At 70.0% G+C, this 22,063-nt stretch carries 21 protein-coding genes; 4 read left to right on the forward strand and 17 right to left on the reverse strand.

Annotated features, from left to right (window positions below; genetic code table 11):
• Both R2N01_RS06085 and R2N01_RS06090 read right to left on the reverse strand, forming a co-directional pair.
• Positions 1-424: DUF3145 family protein (locus R2N01_RS06085; protein ID WP_316669493.1), on the reverse strand; the 424-nt coding region annotated here is incomplete at its 3' end.
• 170 nt (positions 425-594) lie between these two features.
• Positions 595-939 carry a cupin domain-containing protein gene (locus R2N01_RS06090; protein ID WP_316669495.1) on the reverse strand — a complete coding sequence of 115 codons (345 nt, stop codon included), beginning with the start codon at positions 937-939 and terminating at the stop codon, positions 595-597.
• A gap of 147 nt (positions 940-1,086) precedes the next feature.
• On the opposite strand from R2N01_RS06090, the gene R2N01_RS06095 reads away from it, so the two are divergent.
• A complete protein-coding gene (locus R2N01_RS06095; protein ID WP_316669498.1) occupies positions 1,087-3,054 on the forward strand; it encodes a prolyl oligopeptidase family serine peptidase in 1,968 nt (655 codons plus the stop codon).
• A 9-nt stretch (positions 3,055-3,063) separates the two neighbouring features.
• On the opposite strand, the gene R2N01_RS06100 is transcribed toward R2N01_RS06095, so the two are convergent.
• The 5 genes from R2N01_RS06100 to R2N01_RS06120 all read right to left on the reverse strand — a co-directional run bounded on the left by R2N01_RS06100 (position 3,064) and on the right by R2N01_RS06120 (position 7,854).
• On the reverse strand, positions 3,064-3,825 hold the full coding sequence (locus R2N01_RS06100; RefSeq protein ID WP_316669500.1) for a YggS family pyridoxal phosphate-dependent enzyme: 762 nt from the start codon (positions 3,823-3,825) through the stop codon (positions 3,064-3,066).
• Positions 3,825-4,778 carry a VWA domain-containing protein gene (locus R2N01_RS06105; protein ID WP_316669503.1) on the reverse strand — a complete coding sequence of 318 codons (954 nt, stop codon included), beginning with the start codon at positions 4,776-4,778 and terminating at the stop codon, positions 3,825-3,827. Before R2N01_RS06105 ends, R2N01_RS06100 begins: the two co-directional genes overlap by 1 nt.
• On the reverse strand, positions 4,778-5,749 hold the full coding sequence (locus tag R2N01_RS06110) for a VWA domain-containing protein (RefSeq protein WP_316669505.1): 972 nt from the start codon (positions 5,747-5,749) through the stop codon (positions 4,778-4,780). The genes R2N01_RS06105 and R2N01_RS06110 overlap by 1 nt, the downstream gene beginning before the upstream one ends.
• Positions 5,746-6,750, reverse strand: a complete 1,005-nt coding sequence (locus tag R2N01_RS06115; protein WP_316669526.1) for a DUF58 domain-containing protein — start codon at positions 6,748-6,750, stop codon at positions 5,746-5,748. The genes R2N01_RS06110 and R2N01_RS06115 overlap by 4 nt, the downstream gene beginning before the upstream one ends.
• 75 nt (positions 6,751-6,825) lie before the next feature.
• Entirely contained in the window at positions 6,826-7,854 is a 1,029-nt protein-coding gene (locus R2N01_RS06120; protein WP_316669507.1) for a MoxR family ATPase, read from the reverse strand.
• A 218-nt stretch (positions 7,855-8,072) separates the two neighbouring features.
• Here R2N01_RS06120 and R2N01_RS06125 point away from each other — a divergent pair, with 218 nt between their 5' ends.
• Together R2N01_RS06125 and R2N01_RS06130 are read left to right on the forward strand one after the other, a co-directional pair.
• Positions 8,073-9,047, forward strand: a complete 975-nt coding sequence (locus R2N01_RS06125; RefSeq protein WP_399553246.1) for a hypothetical protein — start codon at positions 8,073-8,075, stop codon at positions 9,045-9,047.
• Between the two features lie 2 nt (positions 9,048-9,049).
• Positions 9,050-9,898: an HAD family hydrolase gene (locus R2N01_RS06130; protein ID WP_316669509.1), complete on the forward strand. Its 849-nt coding sequence runs from the start codon at positions 9,050-9,052 to the stop codon at positions 9,896-9,898.
• Between the two features lie 36 nt (positions 9,899-9,934).
• Here the strand turns inward: R2N01_RS06130 and R2N01_RS06135 are convergent, their stop codons facing one another.
• From R2N01_RS06135 to R2N01_RS06145, 3 genes are read right to left on the reverse strand one after another with little or no spacing between them, the layout of a single operon-like run.
• Complete coding sequence (locus R2N01_RS06135; RefSeq protein ID WP_316669511.1) at positions 9,935-10,765, reverse strand: ABC transporter ATP-binding protein; 831 nt, start codon at positions 10,763-10,765, stop codon at positions 9,935-9,937.
• Entirely contained in the window at positions 10,738-11,745 is a 1,008-nt protein-coding gene (locus tag R2N01_RS06140; protein ID WP_316669512.1) for an iron chelate uptake ABC transporter family permease subunit, read from the reverse strand. Before R2N01_RS06140 ends, R2N01_RS06135 begins: the two co-directional genes overlap by 28 nt.
• Positions 11,742-12,809, reverse strand: coding sequence for an iron chelate uptake ABC transporter family permease subunit (locus R2N01_RS06145; protein ID WP_316669513.1), 1,068 nt, complete (start codon positions 12,807-12,809; stop codon positions 11,742-11,744). Before R2N01_RS06145 ends, R2N01_RS06140 begins: the two co-directional genes overlap by 4 nt.
• A gap of 205 nt (positions 12,810-13,014) precedes the next feature.
• On the opposite strand from R2N01_RS06145, the gene R2N01_RS06150 reads away from it, so the two are divergent.
• Positions 13,015-14,010: an iron-siderophore ABC transporter substrate-binding protein gene (locus tag R2N01_RS06150; RefSeq protein ID WP_316669514.1), complete on the forward strand. Its 996-nt coding sequence runs from the start codon at positions 13,015-13,017 to the stop codon at positions 14,008-14,010.
• A gap of 97 nt (positions 14,011-14,107) precedes the next feature.
• Here R2N01_RS06150 and R2N01_RS06155 read toward each other — a convergent pair whose 3' ends face one another.
• The 7 genes from R2N01_RS06155 to R2N01_RS06185 all read right to left on the reverse strand — a co-directional run bounded on the left by R2N01_RS06155 (position 14,108) and on the right by R2N01_RS06185 (position 21,994).
• Positions 14,108-15,004, reverse strand: coding sequence for a hypothetical protein (locus tag R2N01_RS06155; RefSeq protein ID WP_316669532.1), 897 nt, complete (start codon positions 15,002-15,004; stop codon positions 14,108-14,110).
• A gap of 623 nt (positions 15,005-15,627) precedes the next feature.
• On the reverse strand, positions 15,628-16,689 hold the full coding sequence (locus tag R2N01_RS06160) for a glycerol-3-phosphate dehydrogenase (RefSeq protein WP_316669515.1): 1,062 nt from the start codon (positions 16,687-16,689) through the stop codon (positions 15,628-15,630).
• Between the two features lie 64 nt (positions 16,690-16,753).
• A complete protein-coding gene (locus tag R2N01_RS06165) occupies positions 16,754-18,451 on the reverse strand; it encodes a ribulokinase (protein WP_316669516.1) in 1,698 nt (565 codons plus the stop codon).
• A 301-nt stretch (positions 18,452-18,752) separates the two neighbouring features.
• Positions 18,753-19,214: a hypothetical protein gene (locus R2N01_RS06170; protein WP_316669517.1), complete on the reverse strand. Its 462-nt coding sequence runs from the start codon at positions 19,212-19,214 to the stop codon at positions 18,753-18,755.
• The gene (locus R2N01_RS06175) at positions 19,163-20,299 is read right to left on the reverse strand and encodes an alpha/beta hydrolase-fold protein (RefSeq protein ID WP_316669518.1); all 1,137 of its coding nucleotides are present in this window, start codon (positions 20,297-20,299) and stop codon (positions 19,163-19,165) included. Before R2N01_RS06175 ends, R2N01_RS06170 begins: the two co-directional genes overlap by 52 nt.
• 372 nt (positions 20,300-20,671) lie before the next feature.
• Positions 20,672-21,427: a hypothetical protein gene (locus R2N01_RS06180; protein WP_316669519.1), complete on the reverse strand. Its 756-nt coding sequence runs from the start codon at positions 21,425-21,427 to the stop codon at positions 20,672-20,674.
• Positions 21,428-21,622: 195 nt separating this feature from the next.
• Positions 21,623-21,994, reverse strand: a complete 372-nt coding sequence (locus R2N01_RS06185) for a hypothetical protein (protein ID WP_316669520.1) — start codon at positions 21,992-21,994, stop codon at positions 21,623-21,625.
• Positions 21,995-22,063 lie beyond the last annotated feature (69 nt).

Raw genomic sequence — 22,063 nt, forward strand, 5'->3', positions numbered from 1 at the left:
CGACCTCCTGGCGCGTATTGAGGCGCTGCGCCGCGTCCTGGCCGCCGAGGGCCTCCTTGACGACGGCCGCGCGCAGGCGGTTCTCACTGATCTGGATGTCGCCGAACTCATCGGTGACGGCGTGGAAGACGCCGAGGGAGGGCGTATAGCAGTAGCGCTCGCCGAATCCGCCTGGACCGGCCTGGGCCGTCACCTCGAAGCGCAGCCGCTGGCAGCGCATGAGGGTCGAGGCGATCTGGGCGCAGGTGCCGCGGTCTCCCTCCCAGATGTCCTCGGCGCGCATCGCACCGGCCTGGGCGCGCTGGGGCGTCCAGTCCAGTTTCACGGGCGCGCCGACGGCCGCGCTGACCGCCCACTCGATGTGCGGGCACAGCGCCGCTGTGGCCGAGTGGATGAAGATCTCGCCACGTGCGTTCTTGGCCATGCCGATTCCTTCCATCGTTCCAGGTGTGCCTTCCCCAGCAGCCTGTTCGGGATGATCGTCATGGCCCGGTGCAGCCGGCTCGTGGCCGGTGTTGTCGCACAGATTGTGCACCAGTTCGGGCCAACACGCCAAACTGGGCGCCGAGGCGCCCGCGGATCGGCCGCCAGAGCTCAGCCGACCCCGCCGGGGGCCAGGATGACCTGCTGCAGGCGACTCGGCCTGGTGGCGACCCAGCCCTGGCGCTCGCCGGGGGCCAGATAGACGACATCGCCGGCGGTGACGGTGGCGGTCCCCTCCCCCACCGTCAGCTCGAGCTCGCCGTCGAGCAGAGTGATGACCTCGGCGTCGGGCTCGTCGTGGGGGTCGACCGACTGGCCGGCGTCGAGGGCGAAGAGGATGACGCGCGCTGCCGGGTTGTCGACGACCACACGCGACAGCGTGGACTGCTTGAGCTGCGGCAGTGCGGCGGCCAGGCCGAGGCCGGTGACGCTCTGCGTGACGGGTGTTGCCTCCATGAGGTCTTATCCTTGCCGGGCGGTGGTGGTCGATCAAGGATCCGGGGCCGCGCAGTGGGCCGGACGGCGCCTCCGCGTCGGCCGCCGCACGGCTCCGCGCTCCAGCGGAGCGGCGCCCGACGGGGCGACCCCACGTACCCTTGGGGCATGAGTTCGCCGGCACCCCGTCCCCCGACCACGGCCCCCTACGGATCGTGGTCCTCCCCCATCGGCCCGGACGACGTGCTCGCCGACGGGGCCGCGATGCGCGAGCTCGGCAGCGACGGGCGCAGGACCTACTGGCTCGAGTCCCGCCCCGCCGAGGGCTCCCGCATGACACTGGTGCGCCATGACGGGGCGGGCCTCACCGAGTTGACGCCCGCCCCGGCCGACGTACGGACGCGCGTCAACGAGTACGGAGGCGGCTCCTGGGCGACCGGTGGGGGCATCGTCGTCTGGTCCGACGCGGCCGCGGGCCGGGTGTTCGGACTACCCGAGGGGGGCCGGCCCGCGGCGTTGACGCCGGCGGACCCCCGGATGCGCTTCGCGGCTTTCGCGCCGTGCGCCGTCTTCGGCGTCGTCCTGGCCGTGCGCGAGGACCACACCGATCCGGAGGACGTCAGCACCGCCCTCGTGGCCCTGCCCTGGCCCGGCGACGAACCGGGGCCGGGCGTCGTACTCGCCGCCGGCCACGACTTCTACGCCGATCCGGCTGTGCGCGCCGACGGGGCCTGCGCCTGGGTCCAGTGGGACCAGCCGGCCATGCCGTGGGACGCCGCCCAGCTGGTCGTCGCCCGTCTCGACGACGGGGGCGGAGTGCACCTGGCCGACGAGCGGATACTCGTCGACGGCGCCTCCCAGGACCCGGCAGGAGGCACCGCCGCGCAGCATCCCCTGTGGGCGCCCGACGGCTCGCTGCTGTTCATGTCGGACGCGAGCGGCTACTGGAATCTGCGGCGCTGGGCCGGCGGCCCGACTGCCCACGAACCGGTCTTCACCGAGCCCCACGACGCCGACCTGCCCACCTGGCAGCTGGCTCGCAGCGCCTGCGCGGTGCACGAGGACCAGGCGTGGTTCGCCCTGTACGTCGACGGCTCGGCCGAGCTGGCCCGATGTCCGCTGGCCGGCGGAAGACCCGAGCGCCTGGGCACGGTGGCCGACCTGGAGCAGATCGTCGCTACCGAACGGGGGGTGCTGGCACTGGTCCGCCGGGCCGACGGGCCACCGGCGATCATCGACGTGAGTGCCGGTTCGGCTCTCGTCCACTGCCCGTCCGCAGCACCCGACCCGGCCCTGACGAGTGTGGGCGAGACGCACTTCGTCGACGAGAACCGTCACGGCCGCTTCCAGTGCTTCTACTGGCCGCCGAAGAACCCCCGTTTCCAGGCCCCGGCCGGCACGCGCCCGCCGCTGCTCGTCACCGTGCACGGCGGGCCGACCGGCATGGCGGTCGGCGGCTACTCGGTCCCCACCCAGTTCTGGACCAGCCGGGGTTTCGCCGTCATGGCAGTCAACTATTCCGGCTCGGCCGGTTTCGGGCGGGCCTTCCGCGAACGCCTGCGCGGCCAGTGGGGCGTCGCCGACGTCGACGACTGCGCCGACGCGGCCCGCTATGCGGTGAGTGCCGGGCTGGCCGACCCGGAGCAGGTCGTCATCACCGGCGGCAGCGCCGGTGGCTTCACCGCGCTGCGCGCGCTGCAGCGCTCGGACGCGTTCTCGGCGGGCGTCTCGCGCTACGGCGTGGCCGACCTGGTCGCGTTGCAGGCCGACACTCACAAGTTCGAGGCCCGCTACAACGACGGCCTGCTGGGACCGTGGCCGCAGGCCCGCGCGCTGTACGAGGAGCGCTCCCCCATCAACCACCTGGACGGGCTCGGCGCCCCGATGCTCATCCTCCAGGGCCTGGATGATCCGATCGTCCCGCCGGAGCAGTCGCAGGAGCTGGCCGGCGCGATCCGCGCCCAGGGGCTGCCGGTGGCGCTGGTCGCCTTTGAGGGCGAGAGCCACGGCTTCCGCCTGCCGGCCACGAAGCGCCGGGTGCTGGAGTGCGAGCTGAGCTTCTACGCCCAGTTGTTCGGCCTCAAGCCCGCCGATGACGTCGAGAAGCTGGAGATCGAGAACCTCGCGGCCCGGTGAGCGGCCGGATCAGCGCTCGCGGGGCCCGAACAGGGCGGTGCCGATGCGCACCGTCGTGGCGCCGTGGGCGATGGCCAGCGGGAAATCGCCGCTCATGCCCATCGAGAGCTCGCACCAGGTGGAGCCGAGCACGGCCTGGCCGCGCAGCCGGTCGCGCAGCTCGACGAGCGCGTCGAAGCAGGCCGCGACACGGGACTCGTCGGGGCTGTTCACGGCCACCGTCATGAGGCCCTTCACGTCAAGGGCCTCGTAGTCGGCCAGGGCCTCGCAGAAAGCGAAGGCCTGTCCGAGTCCGACGCCGTGCTTGGCCTCCTCGCCCGAGGTGTTGACCTCGACGAGCACGTCCAGGGTGCGACCCAGCTCGGTGAGCCTGCGGTTGAGCCTGGCGGCCAGTTTGAGGGAGTCGAGCGCCTGGAACTCGCCGATGCGCGGCAACACGGAATTGACCTTGTTGGTCTGCAGATGGCCGATGAGCGCGAAGTCGATGCCCTCGCCGGGGGCGAGCTGCCCGGCCTTGGCGACGATCTCCTGCACACGGTTCTCGCCGAAGGAGCGGGCCCCGGCGTCCCCGCTGACCTCGGCCAGTGCGGCGTGGACCGCCCGTATCCGGGCAACGGCGTGCAGCTTGCTGACCGGCATGAGGCGCACCTCGGCGCGGTCGCGTCCGGCGGCCGCGCAGGCGGCCCCCAGCTGCTCCCAGACCCTCTGCACGCGCTCGCGCGTCGCTCCGTCCACCTGCTCGACCACCCGCGCGGGGCTCTTCTCGGACATCACGGCCACCTCGCGGCCAACGATATGACACCCGTCGATGCGAGCACGGCGAATATCAGGGCGAAGCCCGCGAACCGCGCGGTGATCTCGTGGTACTCGTCGACGTAGCCGATCTGGTGGGAGATCGTCTCGTAGACGGCCTGCAGGCTGCTCAGCGAATCGGCCGAGTACTTCTTGCCGCCGGAGTCCTTGGCCACCTGCGACAGCTCCGCGTGGTCGACGGCCACCGACTGGCGCTGACCGTTCTCGTAGACGTAGCCGCTCGAGGTGCCGTAGGCGATCGTGTAGATCGGCACGCCCTGGTTCTTCGACTCGGTGGCCGCCTCGGAGGAGGAGCGGCCCATGTTGGTGGCACCGTCCGAGAGCAGGACGATCGCGCCGGGTGCGGTCTCACCGGGATGATCCGGGTCCTCGGGGGCCAGTTTGAGCGCGTCCAGAGCCGTGTAGACGCCCTCGCCGATCGCCGTGGAGGGGGCCAGCTCGAGGGCGTCGATGGCATTCTCGAGGGCCGAGCGGTCGGTCGTGGGAGGCATCTTGATGTCGGCCGTCGCGGCGAAGGACACCAGCGCCACGTTGAAGCTCTCGGGCAGGGAACCGACGAACTCCTTGGCGCCCTCCTTGGCCGCGTCGAGCCTCGTCGGGGTGACATCGGTGGCCATCATCGAGCGCGAGACGTCGATCACCACGACGACCGTCGCGCGGTCGCGCGGCACCTTCGTCATGGCCTGCGGCTGCGCGTAGGCGATGACGAGCATCACCAGCGACATGATCGCGGCGCCGACGGAGACGTGACGCCTGAGCCTCGTGTCGCGCGGCAGGATCGACTGGAGGAGCCCGTTGGAGGACTCGTTGGAGCGACGGCGCATCAGCAGCACGTAGAGCGCCACGACGACTGCCGGCACGATGAGCCACCACAGGCGCTGGGGGCTCATGAAGCTGAGCATCGGGATCATCACGACCACCTCGAAGCCATGCCCACGGCACCGAAGGCCGCGACGACGGCGAACATGAGCGAGATGAGCACCCATTGGGCGGTCACCTCGGTCTTCTGCGTCTCGTAGCCCATGTCGGAGCTGAGGTCCTTGTAGACGTCGTTGAGTTCGGAGGCGCTGGAGGCGTCCAGCGCCTCGCCGCCACTGGCGGAGGCGACCTGCGCCAGCAGGTTCGTGTCGGGCGCCACGTTGTAGCGCTCGCCGTCCAGGTCGACATAGCCGTTCTGGGTGCCGAAGGCGATCGTGTAGATCGGCACGGAGGCCTCGGCGGCCTGCCGGGCGGCGGCCACCGGGTCGCCGCCGGAGGTCTCCGAGCCGTCCGACAGCAGCACCATCAGGCCGGGGGCCTGGGTGCCGTCATCGCCCGTGGGGGCCTGCCTCAGCGCGGCCAGGCCGTCGGTGATCGAGTCGGCGATGGCGGTGCCGTCCTGAAGCGTCAATGAGTTGATCGCCTGGGTGAGCACCCCCCTGTCGACGGTGGGCGGCACGAGCGTGTTCGGATGGCCCGACAGGGTCACGAGGGAGACGTTGTAGGCGGCCGGCAGGCTCGAGATGAAACTCACCGCGGAACTCTTCTCGGCCTCGAAGCGGCTCGGTTGGACGTCGGTGGCCATCATCGACTGCGAGACGTCGAGCACCATGACGATCGTCGCACGCTCGCGGGGCACCCTCGTCTCCCCGACCGGAACCGCCCAGGCGCCGGTAATGGTCGCCAGTGAGCAGAGCGTCAGGGCCACGCACACGTGCCGGTGCCACTGGCGCTGCCGCGGCACGACGACGCCGACGATGCCGGTATTGGTGTAGCGGATGCCGCGGTTCTTCGCGAACCGCAGGATGACGATGTAGGCGATGACGAGCGCCGGGATGATCAGCAGCGCCCACAGCCGGCCCGGCCGGGAGAAGTCCCACCACAGCACGTGCGTCGCGTTCATGATGCGCCCGCTCCCCTCTGCGGCTGCGAGGCCACCGCGGCCGTCCGGCGATAGGTCAGGACGAAGCGGGCGATGTCGGCCACCCAGTCCCGATCGGTGCGCAGCACGACGTGGCCGGCACCGGCACGGCGGATCGCGGCCGCGGTGCGCTCGCGCTGGGCCCTCGACGCGGCGTTGACCGCGCGGCGGGCCTTGGCGTCGCCCGTGTTGATGAAGCGCGAGAAGTCGGACTCGGGGTCGCGTACGAGCACCTCGCCGACATCGGGGAAGTCCACTTCGGCGGCATCGACGACCTCGACGCAGACCACCTGGTTGCGCACGCCGAGACGGCGCAGCGGGCGTTCCCAGGCCGGCGGGCGGTTGGCATCGACCTCGGGATCGCCGGCAGTGAGGAAGTCGGAGACGACCACGCGCAGGCCGCGACGCTGCTGAGCGCGCACCATGGCCTCGACGCCGGTCGCCAGGTCGTACTCGCCGCCCGATCGGTCGGTCTCGATCGGATCCTCGAGCATCCTCTTGAGCAGGCCGTACAGGGCGTTGCGCCCCGAGCGGGCCCGCATGCGGGTCACGCCGCTGCTGTGCAGCAGCATGCCGCCGAAGCGGTCGCCCATCTTCTGCGTGACGAAGCCGAAGGTGGCCACTGCGGCGATGCCCAGGTCGCGCTTGGTGACGGCGCCGGTGCCCCAGTTCATCGACGGGGTGGCGTCGAGCAGGGTCCAGACCTCGAGCTCGCGGTCGGCGATGGTGTCGCGCACGTGCGGCACGGTGGTGCGTGCGGTGACCGCCCAGTCCATCCGGCGCACGTCATCCTGGCCGGGCACGTACAGGCGGGCGTCGTTCAGATCCGAGCCCGGGCCCGGCATCAGACCCAGGTGGTCGCCCTGCAGGTAGCCGTCGAGCCGGCGCACGATCGTCAGCTCGAGGTGGCGCAGGGCCGCCTCGGGGGCCAGGTGGCGCAGGGACACGGTGGGACCGCGGGGCTCCCTGAGCACCGACAGCACGGCGGACGCTTCGCTCGAGGGCGCCGGGGCGCTCGACTGCGGGGGAAGGAATCGCGGCGCGGTGGCGGTCACTGCTCAGCGACCCTTCGGGGCACCGGCCTGCCCGCTGTTCCAGACCGGGGTGGGCGCGGGCACCATCGCTAGGATCCGCTCGATCACCTGGGCGGCGCTGACGTTGTCGGCGATGGCGTCGAAGCTCAGCACGACGCGGTGGGCCATGACGTCGGGGGCGATCGCCTGGACGTCGGTGGGCAGCACGTAGTCGCGGCCGTGGATGAGGGCGACGGCGCGGGCGGCCGCAACCAGGCCCAGTGTGGCTCGCGAGGAGCAGCCGATGGAGATGACGCGCGCCAGATCGGGCATGTTGAAATCGGCCGGGTTGCGGGTCGCCAGGACCAGGCGGACGATGTACTCGGCCACGAGATTGTGGACGAAGACGCCCGACGCCTGGTTCTGCAACGACCTGGTGAGCTCCGGGTTGAGGATCCGCATGGCCTCGGGGGCCCTGACCGACATGCGGCGCAGGATCTCAAGCTCCTCGTTGCCCTTCGGGTAGGGCACGTCGACCTTGAGCAGGAACCGGTCGCGCTGGGCCTCGGGCAGCGGGTAGACGCCCTCGGACTCGACCGGGTTCTCCGTGGCGATGACGATGAAGGGGTCCCTCATCGGGTAAGTCGTGCCGGCGATCGAGACCTGCCTCTCGGCCATGAGCTCAAGCATGGCGGCCTGCACCTTGGCGGGCGCGCGGTTGATCTCGTCGGCGAGGACGAAGTTGGTGAAGACCGGACCGAGCTCGACGTCGAAGGTCTCCCTGCTGGCCTGGTAGACGCGGGTGCCGACGATGTCCGAGGGGACCAGGTCGGGTGTGAACTGCACGCGGGAGAAGGTGCCGCCGACGACGGTGGCGAAAGTGCGCACGGCCAGCGTCTTGGCCGTACCGGGGACGCCTTCGAGAAGGATGTGGCCCTGGGAGAGCAGGCCGACCATGAGCTGCTCGACCATGTGCTCCTGGCCGACGATCACCTGCTGGACCTGGCTGATGGCCTTGCCCAGAAGGATCGCCGTCTCCTCGGCGCTCGACGGGGCCTGGGTCTGTTCACTCACGCGTTGTCTCCTGCAGCGGTTCGGGAATAGGGTGCGACGCACCCCAGGGCGTCGAGGGCCACCTTACCCCGGCCCCGACCCTCCCCCGGCGCACTCGGGGCGCATGCGACCCGCACCGCGCCCCGATGGGGGGCGGGGCCGGAGCCGCCGGGACGATGCCACCCGCCACCGGCTCCTCCGCTTCGCTGGGCGGCCGATTTGTGGTGAGATGGTGCGCGATGTCCGAGGATCAGCCAGCGCAGGGCCAGCCCGCCGGCGCGCAGCCCATCTCGGCGCCCATGGGCGTCGAGGCCTTCCCCCTGTTGCCCACCGATCCGCCGAAGATCGGCGATTTCTGGATCGATGCGCGGCTGACCGCTACCGAGGCGGGCGTCGCCTATCTGGCGCACGCCGACGCCGAGCACCAGGTGATGCTCGTCATCCTGGCCGAGGGGGCCGCCGGCGACGCCGCCGCCCGCGATCGTCTGGCCGGCGAGGTCAACAAGATGAGCTCCCAGACCGTCGTCGCCCGCGGCGGCCAGGGCCAGGACGGGGGCCGTCTGGGGCACCTGTTCCGCAGCGAGGACGACGACCCGGTCGGCCCCGGCCACGCGCCCCTCGCGCCCTGGGTCGCGCTCGTCTGGGACGGCTCGGCGCACGCCCTGGCCGAGGCCGATCGCCTGCTGCGCAGCGTCGACCTGTCGGCCAGCCCGCAACTCGGCGCCAGCCGCGGCCCAGATTTCTCGATCCCCTGGTCCTCCAATACGCGTCCCGGCGCCTGGCGCCTGTGGCCGCTGCCCTGGCCCGGTCGTCGGGACCGCGCCGGCTGGGTCCCCGTGCTGGCCAGTTGGCTGCTCATGATCCTCGTGGCGACGACGGCGCTGCTCGTCGCAGTACTGCTGTTCCAGAACCAACCGCCGGAGTCCCCGAACGCGCCGACCACCGGCTCGGCCAGCTCGAGCTCCTCGAGCGACTCCAGCGACTCGGGCTCCGGTTCGCCCAGCGAGTCCGACTCGTCCGGCTCCGGCTCGCCCAGCGAGTCGGAGTCCTCCGAGTCCGGCTCGGCCAGCGCGAGCCCGTCCGACAGCCGGAGCGACGGTTCCCAGACCCCCGGCGGGCACGACTCGCCGATCAGGACGCCGTCGATGAACGTCTCCGGTTCCGGCACGGAAAGCGCCAGCGACGAGCCGACGCAGCAGCAGACGAGGCTTTAGTCATGGCCGGGCCTCCTCCGCGGGCCGCCGGCTGCCGGCTCATCCGGGCGGTCGCCACCGATCTGGACGGCACCTTCCTCAGGAGCGCGATGGAGCCGCATCCGCGCAGCGTGGCGGCCCTCCGCCGAGCCGCCCGGGCGGGCCTCGGCATCGTCTTCGCCACCGGCCGGCCGCCCCGCTGGATCGACGTCCTCGATCCGCTGGCCGACATCGGGCCGACGGTCATCTCGACCAACGGCGCCGTCCTCTACGACCTGGCCCGTCACGAACTGCTCGATTACCACGGCCTCGACACCGCCGACGCGCTCGACTTCGCCGGGGAGCTCGCCGCGCGCGTGCCGGACGTCTGCTTCGCCGTCGAGTACGCGCACGCCGAATGGGGCACCGACCCGCGCTACGAGGGACTGCTGGAGGAGGGCCCCGTCAGGCCGACGAGCATCGCCCCGCTGGACGAGTTGCTCGCGGTCGACGTCGCGGTGAAGGTGCTCGCCGTTTCACCCGGCACGCCCACCGAGGACCTGGTCGCGACCGCGCGGGGCATCGCCGGCGACCGCATCAACGTGACCTTCTCGATGACGCGCGAGCAGGGTCTCATCGAGTGCAGCGCGCCGGGTGTCAGCAAGGCCGCGATGCTCGCCGATGTCCTGGCGCGGATGGGCGTCGACCCGGCCGAGGCGATGGCCTTCGGCGACATGCCGAACGACGTGGACATGCTCGACATGGTCGGGCACCCCTATGCGATGTCGAACGCGCACCCGAGCCTGCTGGACGGCCGCTACCCGATCGCCGGGGCGAACACCGCCGGCGCGGTCGGCGCCGTCATCGAGCGCGAGGTGCTCGACCTCCTCTGAGCCAACCGTTCCGGGGCCCTGCGCGCGGGGCCGGGATCAGCCCCGCGCGCAGGGCACGATCATCGGCGTGCCGGTGACCGGGTCGTCGATGACGAGCACCTCCAGGCCGAAGACGTCCTTGACGATCCGCGGCGTGACGACCCGCGCCGGGGCCCCCTGGGCGACGACGGCCCCGTCCTTCATCGCCACCAGGTGGGTGGCGTAGCGGGCCGCCTGGTTGAGGTCGTGGAGCACCGCCACCATCGTCCGGCCCTGCCGGTTGAGTTCGGCGAACAGTTCGAGCAGATCGATCTGGTGGGCGATGTCGAGGTAGGTGGTGGGCTCGTCCAGGAGCAGCAGCGGCGTCTCCTGGGCGAGGGCCATGGCCACCCAGACCCGCTGTCGCTGGCCGCCGGACAGCTCGCCGACGGCGCGGTCGGCGAGGTCGGTGGTGCTCGTGGCCCGCATTGCCGCCTCGACGGCGGCGCGGTCGGCGGAGCGGGTGTCGCGCAGCAGCCGGCGGTGGGGGAAGCGCCCGCGCCCGATCAGGTCGATGACGGTGATGTCGTCGGGCGCGGCGGCGCCCTGGGGCAGCAGGCCGATGACGCGGGCGGCCGCCTTCGGCGACATCTGGCCCAGGGAGCGCCCGTCCAGCAGTACCGCCCCGTCCTTCGGCGCGAGCAGGCGCGCCAGGCAGCGCAGCAGCGTCGACTTGCCGCAGCCGTTGGGTCCGACGATGACGGTGAACGAGCCGTCGGGGATGTCCAGGCACAGCTCGCGGCACACCTCGTGCCTGTCGTAGGCGAGGGTCAGGTTCTCGGCGCGCAGGCGCGGGCCGTCACCGGCTGCGCGCGTCTCGGCTACCTGTTCCTGGCCATGAGCATCCACAGCAGATATCCCCCTCCGAAGACGATGGTGACGACCCCGGCCGGGACCACCACGGGCAGCGCGTACTGGGCGGCGAGATCGGCCGCGAGGAGCACCAGGGAGCCGACGAGTGCGGTGTCGAGCAGCGGCAGTCCGGCCCCGGCGCGCATCATCCTGGCGATCTGCGGGCAGGCCAGCGCCACGAAGCTGATCGGCCCGCACACGGCGGTGACGGCGGCGATGAGAACCATGCCGACGACGATGAGCGCCAGCCGGGTCGCCTCCAGCCGCACGCCATGGGCGGCCGCCGCGTCGTCGCCGAGCTCGAGCTGGCGCAGGTGACCGGCGAGCGCGCCGAGCCCGCACGCCCCTGCGGTCAGGACGGCGAGGGCCGGCAGCAGGTCGGGCCATTTCATGAGGTTGAGCGATCCGACGCCCCACATCGAGATCGTCATGGCCAGCTCGGTCCTGGTGCGCAGCAGGATCCAGCTGTTGAGCGCCGTCAGCATGGCGGTGACGCCGACGCCGACGATGATGAGCCGGAAGCCCTGGATCCCCCGCCGATAGGCGAACAGGTAGACGATGACGGCCGTCGCGATGCCGCCGATCAGCGCGCCCCCGGTCGTGGCCCCCATCCCCCCGCCGAGCACCGCCACCGCCACGATGACGCCCGTGTAGGAGCCGGTGGTGAGGCCTATGACGTCCGGGGAGCCGAGCGGGTTGTCGGTCAACGACTGGAAGATCGCCCCGGACAGGGCCAGTGCCGCACCGAAGCAGACGGCGGCCACGACGCGCGGGGCCCGCCAGCTGCGCACGATCGTCCCCGCGAAGCCGTCGCCGGAGAGCAGGGCCCGCACCACCTGCGGCAGGCTCAGCGGGTAGTCGCCCAGCGACAACGCCACCAGGCCCAGCAGGACGACCGCCGCGAGGAGGCCGGCGAGGACGGCGGTGGCCCGGGCGCCGCCCCGGCGCTCGAGGGCGCGGCCGATCGCGGCGCTCACAGCGCCGACCCCCTCGAACGGCGCACCAGCCAGATGAGCACGGGCGCGCCGATGAACGAGGTGGTCGCACCGACGGGCATCTCGCCGGGCCAGACCGCCACCCGGGCGATGACGTCGGCCGCCAGCATGAGCACCGGGCCGTAGACGATGCCGTAGGCCACGATCCAGCGGTAGTCGGGACCGGTGAACCAGCGCACGACGTGCGGCACCATGAGGCCGACGAACATGACGGGCCCGGCAAGGGCCGTCGCACCGCCGACGAGCGCCGCGATGGCGCAGACCGCCGCCGCGCGGACGAGGACGAGATTGGCGCCGAGCGCCGCGGCGAGGTCCTCGCCCAGGGCCAGCACGTTGAGCCGGCCGGACAGCGCGCAGGCCGCGACGAGCCCGACGAGGACCAGTGGGGCCCCGGCCGCGACGACGTCGGCGCCCCGCTGCTCGAAGGAGCCGGACTCCCAGGCGAGCAGCGCGGTGAAGCCCGCCGGGTCGAGCAGCTCGAGGGCCTTGACGACACCGGACAGGATCGCCCCGAGGGCCACGCCGACCAGTGTCAGCCGTGCCGGGTCCGAGGTGGATCCGGTGCTGTAGCCGACGAGCAGGACGACGCCGGTGGCGGCCAGCGCGCCGATGACTGCGACGACCATGTGGCCGCGGGCCGATCCGGCCCCACCGAGGGAGACGGCCAGCGCCACGGCGAAGGAGGCCCCCGAGTTGATGCCGAGCACCCCCGGCTCGGCGACGGGATTGCGGGTGATGGCCTGGACGAGTGCGCCGCCGACGCCCAGGGCGGCCCCGACGAGCAGGCCGAGCAGGGTGCGCACGAGCCGCAGGCCCGCTATGTTCACGAGCTCGGCGGCCAGGCCCGAGCCGTCGCCCGCACCCAGGTAGGCCCACAGGCCCGAACCGATCTCGCCGGGGGTGAGCAGCCGCGAGCCGATCAGGAAGCTGGCCAGGACCATCGCGGCGAGGGCGGCGATGCCGGCCGCCAGACCTGCCGCCCTGCGCCCGGCGGCACTCGTCCGGGGCACGCCCGCAAGCGGGTCGCGGCGGAGCGCTGTTTCCATCCGATCACCCATCCGGCGAGACGCTGTGCACGGTTTCCCGGGAAGATACGAGCCTAAAAGGTTAGCCTCAGCTTCCATCCTGAGAGATGATAGTAGGGCCCGATCGGTGATCCGGCTCGTCCAGGACCCGGACCCGAGGAGCACATTCCCGTGCCGGGCCGGCGCCCGCCCGGGCGCCGATCCCTACTGATCACAGGAACTCCACATGAAGCACTTCCGCGCCCTCGCCGCGGCGATAGCCCTGCTGGTGGGCGTCCTCACCGCCTGCAGCAGCGGTACGTCGTCCACCGCCGACTCGTCGTCGGCCTCGAGCCCGTCCGCGACGGGTTCCTTCCCCGCGACCGTCCGGACCTATTTCGGCGATGTGACCATCGAGTCCGCGCCGCAGCGCATCGTCGCCCTCGGCTGGGGCGACGCCGAGACCGCGCTGGCGCTCGGCTACCAGCCCGTCGGGGCGTCCGACTGGTTGGCCTTCGGCGGTGACGGCGTCGGCCCCTGGGCCGCCGACCAGTACACGACCAGCCCCACCATCCTGGGCACCACGGATCTGTCGTACGAGCAGATCGCCGCGCTGGAACCGGACCTGATCCTCGACGTGAAGAGCTCCGGTGACCAGGACCGCCACGACCGCTTGGCGCAGATCGCCACGACGGTCGGCATTCCCGATGCCGATTCGCTCAACTACCTGACGAGCACCGCCGAGCAGCTGTCGACCATCGCCGCCGCCCTGGGGGTGCCCGAGAAGGGTCAGCGGCTCCAGTCCGAACTCGACACGGCCGTCTCGAACGCGGCCAATGCCGACTGGCAGGGCAGGACCGTCTCGGTCGCCGCGCTGACCAGCACCGGTTGGGGTGCCTACATCGACGGCGACACCCGCCTCGAACTGCTCAAGGGGCTCGGTTTCACCCAGAATCCGAAGATCGCCGCCCTTCCCGCGTCGGGCACCGGTTTCTCGGTGAGCCTGTCGACCGAGCAGCTCGACAATCTGGACGCCGACCTGATCGTCGCCTTCCCGATCTACGTGGACACGAGCCAGCTCACCGGTGACGCCGCCTGGCAGACCATCCCGGCCGTCGCGGCCGGTCATGAGGTGGTCGTCGACGGCGATCTGTCCAGTGCTTTCTCGCTGGGCACGGTCGGCTCGATCGAGTACGCCCTGCAGAACCTGACACCGAGGATCAGCGAGGCGCTCGGCTCCTGAGCCGAGTACGACAGGGGCCCGCCCCAGACGGCGGGCCCCTCTACATAGTTTCTCTCTTCAGGAAGAAGAAAAACTCATCTCACTAGGCATACCTCAATCATCCGACCACAACCCAGGTTATGCGAGCAATGAAATCAGGACTGGTGCTAGAACCAACCTCCGTGAGATTACCCATTTCGAAGATCGTGTCATCACTCGAGACAAAAGAGCCATCAAAGGTAATCTTCGTTTCACGAGATGCGTTCAACAATGCATTATAGACATCCGACCCCTCTGGAATAAGAGTTCCATCAATAGCATCAGAAATGGCGTTATTCCAAGTCTTAATAATAATCCCATCAGCAATCTCAATGGAAACATACGCCTTCCCCTCTCCATTGGCTCCAACATCCTTGATGGTCCCCGTCCATCCTTCGAAGGAGGCTCCACCGAGGTCGCTAGAGAGTTGGCGATTCCGCGACCGGATAACATTGGACCGCTTCAAATCGGTATCTGCATTCCTGTAGTCATTTTCGGCAGCAACAATCGTCTGGATGAAAGTATTCTCAGCATCAGGATGCTCGCCATACTTGGAATTCTGCAGAGTAGAAGTAGAAGAGGGGGCGACAGCGCTTTGAGTTTCCGTGGTTTCGTTCTCCACCCCCGAAGCCGTTGCCTTTACCGCGGTGCTCGAGCCACTGGAAGTGCTGCCGCCGGAACCACCACCGTCCAGCGCATTGATGAGCCCGAGGAAAACGACGGCCATGACGATCCAGAACCACACCCGCTTGTAGACCGGCTTCTTCTGAGAAGGCTGAGGGGGGAATCCTCCTTGCTGGGGAGGATACCCGCCACCGTAGGCTTGCTGGGGAGGATACCCGCCACCGTAGGGAGGCACTCCACCGCTCTGCGGCGGGAAGGCGTTGGCATAGGCGGGAGCCCCGCCGTCCTGGGCCGGCTGGTCGCCGTTGTACGAAGGGACTCCCCCACCCTGGGGACCCTGATTGACGGACATTGCGAACACTCCTTCGTGCTGCGAGCAACTACATGGTTGAAGATATGAAGACATACCCCTTAGGGGAAGATAGCACTGTCCCCTAGGTACTTCAGCGTGGGGGCGGATGCTGGGCACGGGCGATCCGCCCCGGCGTCCGCTTCCCCATGCGCCGGCTCCGGAGGTCGACGGAGGGCCCGCCGCCCCGCCCTGGGCGTCACGCTGAGTAGCACCGACCCCCGGCACCGTCTGATTGTCCCAAGCCCGTCGTCGAGGACGGAGTCCCCGCCACCGGGGCCAGGGGCCGGTTCCAGTGCTCCTGATCGACCGTGAAACGCCGAGTCGGCCGGTACCGGCCCGGTGAATCCATGCAGGACAGGTCCCCGACCAGGCCCCTGTGAGCGCGGCCCGACACGCAGGCCGCGCCGTATCAGCCCGGCCAGCATCGTAGGGTGCGGTCACCTGGTAGCCGCGCACGCGCAGCGGCAACGCCCCAGCGCCCCGCGCCGGCTCGTGGAGCTCGTCGAGCGAAGCGGGCGCCTCCGTAGGACTTGACGCCACGGAACCGAACACGGGCCGCTGCCGTCAGGACGCGGCGAGCAGGTCCGTGGACGCCTCCGTCCCTGCTGTGCCGCCGGACCCCTTTACTCCAAGCCGCGGAAGAACTTGCCCCAGGGCATCTCCAGCGGCGCGTCCTGGGCGACCACCGAGTAGAGGAAGCGGCACAGCGGGTACTCGTCCGCGCCGATGACGCCCCGCTCGGTCAGCGGTTCGAGCGCCTTGCCGATGACCCTGATAGCCGCGACGCCCTCGAGGGTCACGCCCTTCATGCGCTCCTCCTGCACCTGCGAGAAGGGGATGCCCTCGCCGACGAAGCCGCCGGCCCTGACATTGCGCCCGCCCATCGAGGTGACGAACATGTCGCCCACCCCGCCCAGGCCGTCCCCGGTCTCCGGGTTGCCGCCCATGAGCTCGATGAAGGAGCGCAGCTCCTTCTGCCCCTGGGCGAAGACCGCTGCGCCGTAGTTGTACATGACGTAGCGGTCGTCCTGCTTGCCCGCCCTGCGCAGCAGCCCCTGCGCGAAACCGGCGGCGAAGGCGTACACGTTCTTCGTGGCCGCGCCGGTCTCGTGCCCGACGAAGTCGGTGGACGTCCACACGTGGTAGTAGTCGGTGCGGAAGAGTTCCGCGATGTACTCCAAGTCCTGCCCGTCCTGGCCGCAGAAGACCACGCAGGTGTCGTGGTGGACGGCCACCTCGCCGGCGATGGAGGGGCCGACGACGGCGTTCCAAGAAACCTGTTCGGCCAACTGCGGGTTGAAGTAGGAACGGATGATGTCCGGCAGGATGTGCATCGTGCCGTCCTCGTCGGCGCGCATGCCCTTGGTGACGCACAGGAGCCTCTGGCCGGGTCTCATCAACCCGGCCAGCTGCTCGCCGGCCCACTCGACGCCGAAGGAGTTCACGCCGCACATGACGACGTCGGCGTCGGCGATGGCCTCGGCCGCGTCCTCCAGCTGGTAGGCGCGGACGCCGTCGTTGACCTTGAGCCCGAGGTCGGGGTGCACTCCTGTCCGTTGGATCGAGTCGATGATCTCCCGGTCGAGGAAGGTCCCGACGAGCCGGACGTCGTTGCCGTTCTCGGAGGTCGGGAAGGACAGGGCCGTGGCCATGATGCCCGAGCCCAGCGCAGCGATTATTGCCATGTGAGTGTTTTTCCTTCAGTTCGGTTGTGCGATATCTCAGTTGCGTGATCCCCATCGGGGTGGGTCATGCTCGGGGCTGTCCCGCGGCCTCGGCGCGGTCGCGGAAGATGCGCGCCCGGATGTCCTTGAGCTGGTGCATCGGGGAGACGCCGCTGTAGTTGCCGAAGAGGTCGTGCAGTTGCCTGTAGATGCCGTACAGGACGTCGTACTGCTCGGCTGTCTCCTCGTTCGGCACGTAGGCGTTCCGCTCGACCGAGGTCATGGCGTCGGCCGCGGCGAACACGTCCGGGTACACGCCGGCCGCCACGGCGGCGAAGACAGCCGACCCGAGAGCGCCGGTCTGCTCGACCAGCGAGACGGAGATGGGGCGGCGGGTGACGTCGGCCAGCAGCTGCATGTAGTAGGCGTTCTTCAGCAGGCCGCCTGCGGCGACGATCTCGTCGACCCCGATTCCGTGCTCCTCGAAGTTGTCGACGATGACGCGGCAGCCGAAGGCGGTCGCCTCCAGCAGCGCACGATAGACGTCCTCGGGGCGGGTCGCCAGCGTCTGGCCGAGGACGAGGCCGGAGAGCCTGGCGTCGGCGAGGATCGACCGGTTGCCGTTGTGCCAGTCGAGTACCACCAGGCCGTGCTCGCCGACCTCCTGGCCCCTCGATTTCTCGACGAGGAGCTCGTGCACCGTGATCCCCCGCTCGGCCGCTTCGTTCTCGTAGGCCGCCGGTACGCAGGTGTCGATGAACCACGCGAAGATGTCGCCGACAGCGGTCTGGCCGCCCTCGAAACCCCAGTAGCCGTCCACGGCTCCACCGTCGACGATCCCGAAGACGCCCGGACAGTCGTGGTACTGCCGGTCGTTGATGATGTAGCAGGAGGATGTGCCCAGGATCGCCGTGAGCTGCCCTGGACGGACGGCATTGGCACCGGCGACGACCACATGGGCGTCGATGTTCCCCGCCGCCACGGCGATGCCGGCGGGTAGTCCCATGAGTTCAGCGAACTCCCCGGTCAGGCCGCCGACCCGGCTGCCCAGCGGGACGATCGGGTAGCTCATCTTCTTCTCGTAGACGTCTCCGAAACCGGGTTTGACGGCCTCGAGGTACTCCCGTGAGGGGTACGCGCCGTCCTGCAGCATGCGCTTGTAGCCGGAGTCGCCGGCGGCGGCTGCGAGACTGCCCGTCAAGCGCCAGGTGAGCCAGTCGACCAGGTCGACGATGACCTCGGCGGCCTCGTAGACCATAGGGGCCATTTCGACGACCTCCAGCACCTTCGGCAGCAACAGCTCCGAGGAGAGCACACCGCCGTATCGGGCGAGCCAGGGTTCGCGGCGGGCCTCTGCGATCTTCACCAGGCGGGTGGCCTGGTTCTGAGCGCCGTGGTGCTTCCACAGTTTCGGGTAGGCGTGAATGTCGTCCTCGAACCCGGGCTTCTCGCACAGCGGCGTACCGCCGGCGTCGGTGAGGAGCACCGTCGCCGAGGTGGCGTCAACACCGATCCCGACGATGTCGCCGGGATCGACCCCCGCGTCCGCGATGGCGGCGGGAACGGACTCGCGCAGCACCTTGATGTAGTCGCCGGGGTTCTGCAAGGCGAACTCCGGCGGCAGTACCCGGCCGTCGCCGGCAGTCAGCGTGTGGTCCATGACGCCATGGGGGTACTCGGTGACATGCGTGCCGAGCTGCTCGCCGTCCGCGGCGTCCACGACGACGGCGCGACCGGACAGGGTGCCGAAGTCGATGCCGAGGACGTACTTCCTGTCGGACATTTGGCCCTCCTGGGTGACGGGCAGGATCGATCCTGGGGGCAGCGACGGCACCTGCAGAATCGGCCGGCGGGAGGGGCCCGCACGGCGTCGCGGGACGATCGTCCGGCCAGGACGCCAGGGCCGTCACCGGCAGGCACTATACCGGCTGCCCGACTTTCCGAATGGGCAGTGACCGGGAATTCCACGGCCTGGTCACAGGTCCGCGGGAAGAGGCGGCGCTGACGGGCGCGATCGGCCGGGCGGATCCCGATAGCCCGGGCCGGGACCGCCGGCCACAGCCAGATCACCAGGGCGCAGACGGTTACCGAGCTGACCACCAGGATGATGGACTGCGCCAAGAGGACAAGAGGAGGGGTGGGGTGGATTCGTCGAAAGGCCTCCAGAGGTCCCGGAACACGGTCAGCCACAGGAGCAGCCCGATCGCCTGCAGGACTCCCAGCAGCTGGAGCACCAGCACCAGAGCCAGCCGCTTGCGGTGCACCAGGCCGTGGGTGACGACCGCCATGAACGCCACCGAGACCAGCGAGGCCCCCACCGGCAGGTTCAGCAGCAGGAACACGAAGTCCAGCCACTGGGGCACCGTGTCACGACGCGTGAGCCGGTAGCCGAGCCACAGCAGCAGGGCGCAGACCGTGCCGATCGCGTAGATCCAGGCGAGTGCGTTCGCGGCCCGCTGCCGCCTGAGGGCCTTCGCGCCTCCACCCAGGAGAACTACGAGGACCCGCCCAGCCAGGCCAGTCCGGCCGGCAGTCCGGACTCCCACACCGCGGGGGTGTGCCCTCCGCTCTCCAGCAGGGTGGTGGTCAGCGAGGTCGGAGCGATGACGTGCTGCTTGAAGTCGGCCAGCCCGCTGCAGGGCATCTCGTCGTCCTCGGCCGCCCAGAACCACAGCCGCACGTCCGGGGGCGTCTGCTCGGCGATGTGCGCCAGGTCGTACTCGGGATCGTTCTCGGGCCGGTAGGCCTTGCCGTCGAAGACCGGTTTGAAGTAGCCCGCCATCGAGACGCCGTGGCCGAACAGCTCGGGATGGCGCATGGTGAGCATCGTCGAGCACCAGCCGCCGGCGCTCAACCCCAGCGTGGCCCAGGCCTGCCGGTCGCCGACCGCGCGCAGGTTGGTGGTGATCCACGGCACGACGCCCGTGGCCACCCAGCTCTCGGTGCTGATACTGCCGTCGTCCGCGTCCACGCACTCGGTGTCGAGGTTGTCGGGGAAGACGTCGGGGACCACGACGATGGACTCGCGGAGCTTCCGCTGGCCGGTCAGGGTCTCGGTGCCCTGCCCGATCGCCATGCCACCCTCCTGGTAGGTGGAGATCGACCCGGGCACGCCCGCGAAGGCGAGCACCACCGGGTAGAACCGCTCGGGATGGGACAGATAGCTGGCCGGCAGCCACACCAGGGCCTGGTGACCGGGATCGGCCCGCGGGCCGGGAACGGTGACCCTGAGGTACCGGCCCCGGTCCGGGTCGGTCCAGTCCTGCTGGCCGAAGGCGGGATTCTGCCGGGGGTCCGCCTGCAGTGCGCTCGGCTGCCCGGTGGCCCAGGGCGACGCCGACGTCTCGGTCTCCTGTCTGCCGACCGTCGAGGTGTCGACGACCCTGCCGGCCCCGCCCAGGCTCGCCCAGGTGGGGTACCAGCCCTGTGTCGCGTTCAGGCCGAGGGCCAGGACGAGGATGCTCAGCAGAATGCTGGACAGCACCCCTACGACTTGGCGGACGACCGCCCGCCAGAGTCTGGTGACGGGCCGCAGGGGCAGGCGGATGAGCGTCCAGGCCAGCACTGCGACCAGCGCGGCGGCAGCCACCACGACGGGTACCGGGTTGCCGAGTTCCAACCATTGAGGCATCGCATGTCTCGTTTCCATCACCTGGGTCACGCGCAGAGAGCGGGTCCCAGCATTGCGTACTAGGGCGAGAGGGAAAGTACCTTCTGCACGGGGCGATTGCTCGTGATCGATGCCCGGTTCAGGACAGAGGAGGGGCTTGTCACCTGGTTTTCAATCAGCCAGTGGAGGCGCGGGTCATTCCGGGGACGGACCCCGGCGGAACCGGGGCGAGGAAGGAACCGGGGCGAGGAAGGGACCGGGGCGTCAGACGCCGAGAACCCGGCCACCGGCGTGTCCGGGCCTGACCGATCCGGCCACCGTGGAAGGAGTCCTGACGGTCGCTCGGCGATGGACATCATGGCACGGGACATGCCGGTCGTTCCGCCCCCGAGCTCATACCGCGACCGTGCGCGCCTTGCGCAGAGCCGATACGACGACCAGTGCCGCCCAGGAAAGCGCCAGGACGTAACGGGCCCACAGCTGGGACAGGACCCCCGATGCGGGCATCGCATCAGACCCCATGAGCAGGATGAGAACGGAGTGAGGCAGATAGTCGAGCAGCATCGACGACTGGAGCAGCAGCCAGCCGACCGGCTGAATCCCGAGGATGAACACCGACCACAGAACGACAGCGCGGACGGCCGACCGCATGAACACGCCCAGTCCAGCCCTGACGAGGTTCGTGAGCACGAGAGCAGTGACCGTGCCGAAGATCATCACGGCCACCCCGGAGCCCGCCATCGGTTCGAGACCGGCGTCGACGAAGGGACCGGCGACCCACTGCACGAGGAGCAGGGTACCCCCTGCGACAGAACCGACGGCGAGAGCGCTCGCCGTCATCTTGGCGAGCAGGAGCCGTGCCCGGCCGGGCACCGCGCTGAGAGTAGTGACGGTGGAGCCGTGGGAGTAGTCCTCGCCGGTGAGCAGCGCCCCGACCATCCCGGCTGGGATCACTGCGCTCTGCACGCCGGTAGTTCCCGAGACGGGGACGGAAAACAGGCACAAGATGGCGCTCACGACGGCCAGGAGGAACCAGAAACGCGGGCCGACGGCCATCTTGTACAGCTCAGCGCCGAGAACCCGCAGGAAAACTGGTCCTCCCCGCCGGGCCATCGCCAGCGATGCCTGCCGGGGACGCACATCAGGCATGACGACTCCTGCCCTGGGCCGCGACCAGCAACGCCACGGACCACGCCAAGCACGCCAGGACGGACACCGGCCGTGCCCCGGACTCCCCGACCATCAGATGGGTCAGGCCGGCGACGGGGTTCAACACGAGACTCCACGGGGCTCGAACCGGGTCGAACCAGGCCCCGTAGGCAATCCCTGAGCGCCAGGATCCGCTCATCCATGGCGGCGTCCGAGCCCGCGCGCGTGAGTTCCCCGAGGGCGCAGCCCATCACCACGGAGGAACAGTGCGGCGACGGTGGCGGCGATGACGGTGAGGGCGTCGCCACCGGAGCGGACAGCGCCCTCTGTCGTGCGCAGCGACCGGGCCGTCACGTGGAGGACGACGGCGGCCACTACCGTGGGCACGCAACTGCACAGCGCACACGCCGTGATCTTCGCGCCGAGGAGTCGGCGCCTGCGAGCCGAGGCGATCAGGGTGAGCGCAAACAGGCCGTCGCTGTGTTCCTGCCCGGTGGACAGTGCTCCGATCAGCCCGGCGAGCAGGACGATCAGGTAGCCGCCGAATGCCCCGGAGATCAGCGGCATGACGCACACGCACAGAAAGCAGCAGTCCGGTCAGGGTCCGGGCGCCGCGGTCGTGGCCGAGCTTGTACA

The sequence above is a fragment of the uncultured Propionibacterium sp. genome (assembly GCF_963539965.1).
In the GTDB taxonomy this organism is placed as follows: Bacteria; Actinomycetota; Actinomycetes; order Propionibacteriales; family Propionibacteriaceae; genus Propionibacterium.

What these genes read in the sequence shown, in the direction of transcription:
- R2N01_RS06145 (WP_316669513.1), bottom strand. Translation starts at nt 12,809, where the DNA reads ATGGAAACAGCGCTCCGCCGCGACCCGCTTGCGGGCGTGCCCCGGACG.
- R2N01_RS06125 (WP_399553246.1), top strand. Translation starts at nt 8,073, where the DNA reads ATGTCCGAGGATCAGCCAGCGCAGGGCCAGCCCGCCGGCGCGCAGCCC.
- R2N01_RS06175 (WP_316669518.1), bottom strand. Translation starts at nt 20,299, where the DNA reads ATGCCTCAATGGTTGGAACTCGGCAACCCGGTACCCGTCGTGGTGGCT.
- R2N01_RS06105 (WP_316669503.1), bottom strand. Translation starts at nt 4,778, where the DNA reads ATGATCCCGATGCTCAGCTTCATGAGCCCCCAGCGCCTGTGGTGGCTC.
- R2N01_RS06155 (WP_316669532.1), bottom strand. Translation starts at nt 15,004, where the DNA reads ATGTCCGTCAATCAGGGTCCCCAGGGTGGGGGAGTCCCTTCGTACAAC.
- R2N01_RS06150 (WP_316669514.1), top strand. Translation starts at nt 13,015, where the DNA reads ATGAAGCACTTCCGCGCCCTCGCCGCGGCGATAGCCCTGCTGGTGGGC.
- R2N01_RS06160 (WP_316669515.1), bottom strand. Translation starts at nt 16,689, where the DNA reads ATGGCAATAATCGCTGCGCTGGGCTCGGGCATCATGGCCACGGCCCTG.
- R2N01_RS06130 (WP_316669509.1), top strand. Translation starts at nt 9,050, where the DNA reads ATGGCCGGGCCTCCTCCGCGGGCCGCCGGCTGCCGGCTCATCCGGGCG.
- R2N01_RS06185 (WP_316669520.1), bottom strand. Translation starts at nt 21,994, where the DNA reads ATGCCGCTGATCTCCGGGGCATTCGGCGGCTACCTGATCGTCCTGCTC.
- R2N01_RS06095 (WP_316669498.1), top strand. Translation starts at nt 1,087, where the DNA reads ATGAGTTCGCCGGCACCCCGTCCCCCGACCACGGCCCCCTACGGATCG.
- R2N01_RS06100 (WP_316669500.1), bottom strand. Translation starts at nt 3,825, where the DNA reads ATGTCCGAGAAGAGCCCCGCGCGGGTGGTCGAGCAGGTGGACGGAGCG.
- R2N01_RS06110 (WP_316669505.1), bottom strand. Translation starts at nt 5,749, where the DNA reads ATGAACGCGACGCACGTGCTGTGGTGGGACTTCTCCCGGCCGGGCCGG.
- R2N01_RS06180 (WP_316669519.1), bottom strand. Translation starts at nt 21,427, where the DNA reads ATGCCTGATGTGCGTCCCCGGCAGGCATCGCTGGCGATGGCCCGGCGG.
- R2N01_RS06090 (WP_316669495.1), bottom strand. Translation starts at nt 939, where the DNA reads ATGGAGGCAACACCCGTCACGCAGAGCGTCACCGGCCTCGGCCTGGCC.
- R2N01_RS06165 (WP_316669516.1), bottom strand. Translation starts at nt 18,451, where the DNA reads ATGTCCGACAGGAAGTACGTCCTCGGCATCGACTTCGGCACCCTGTCC.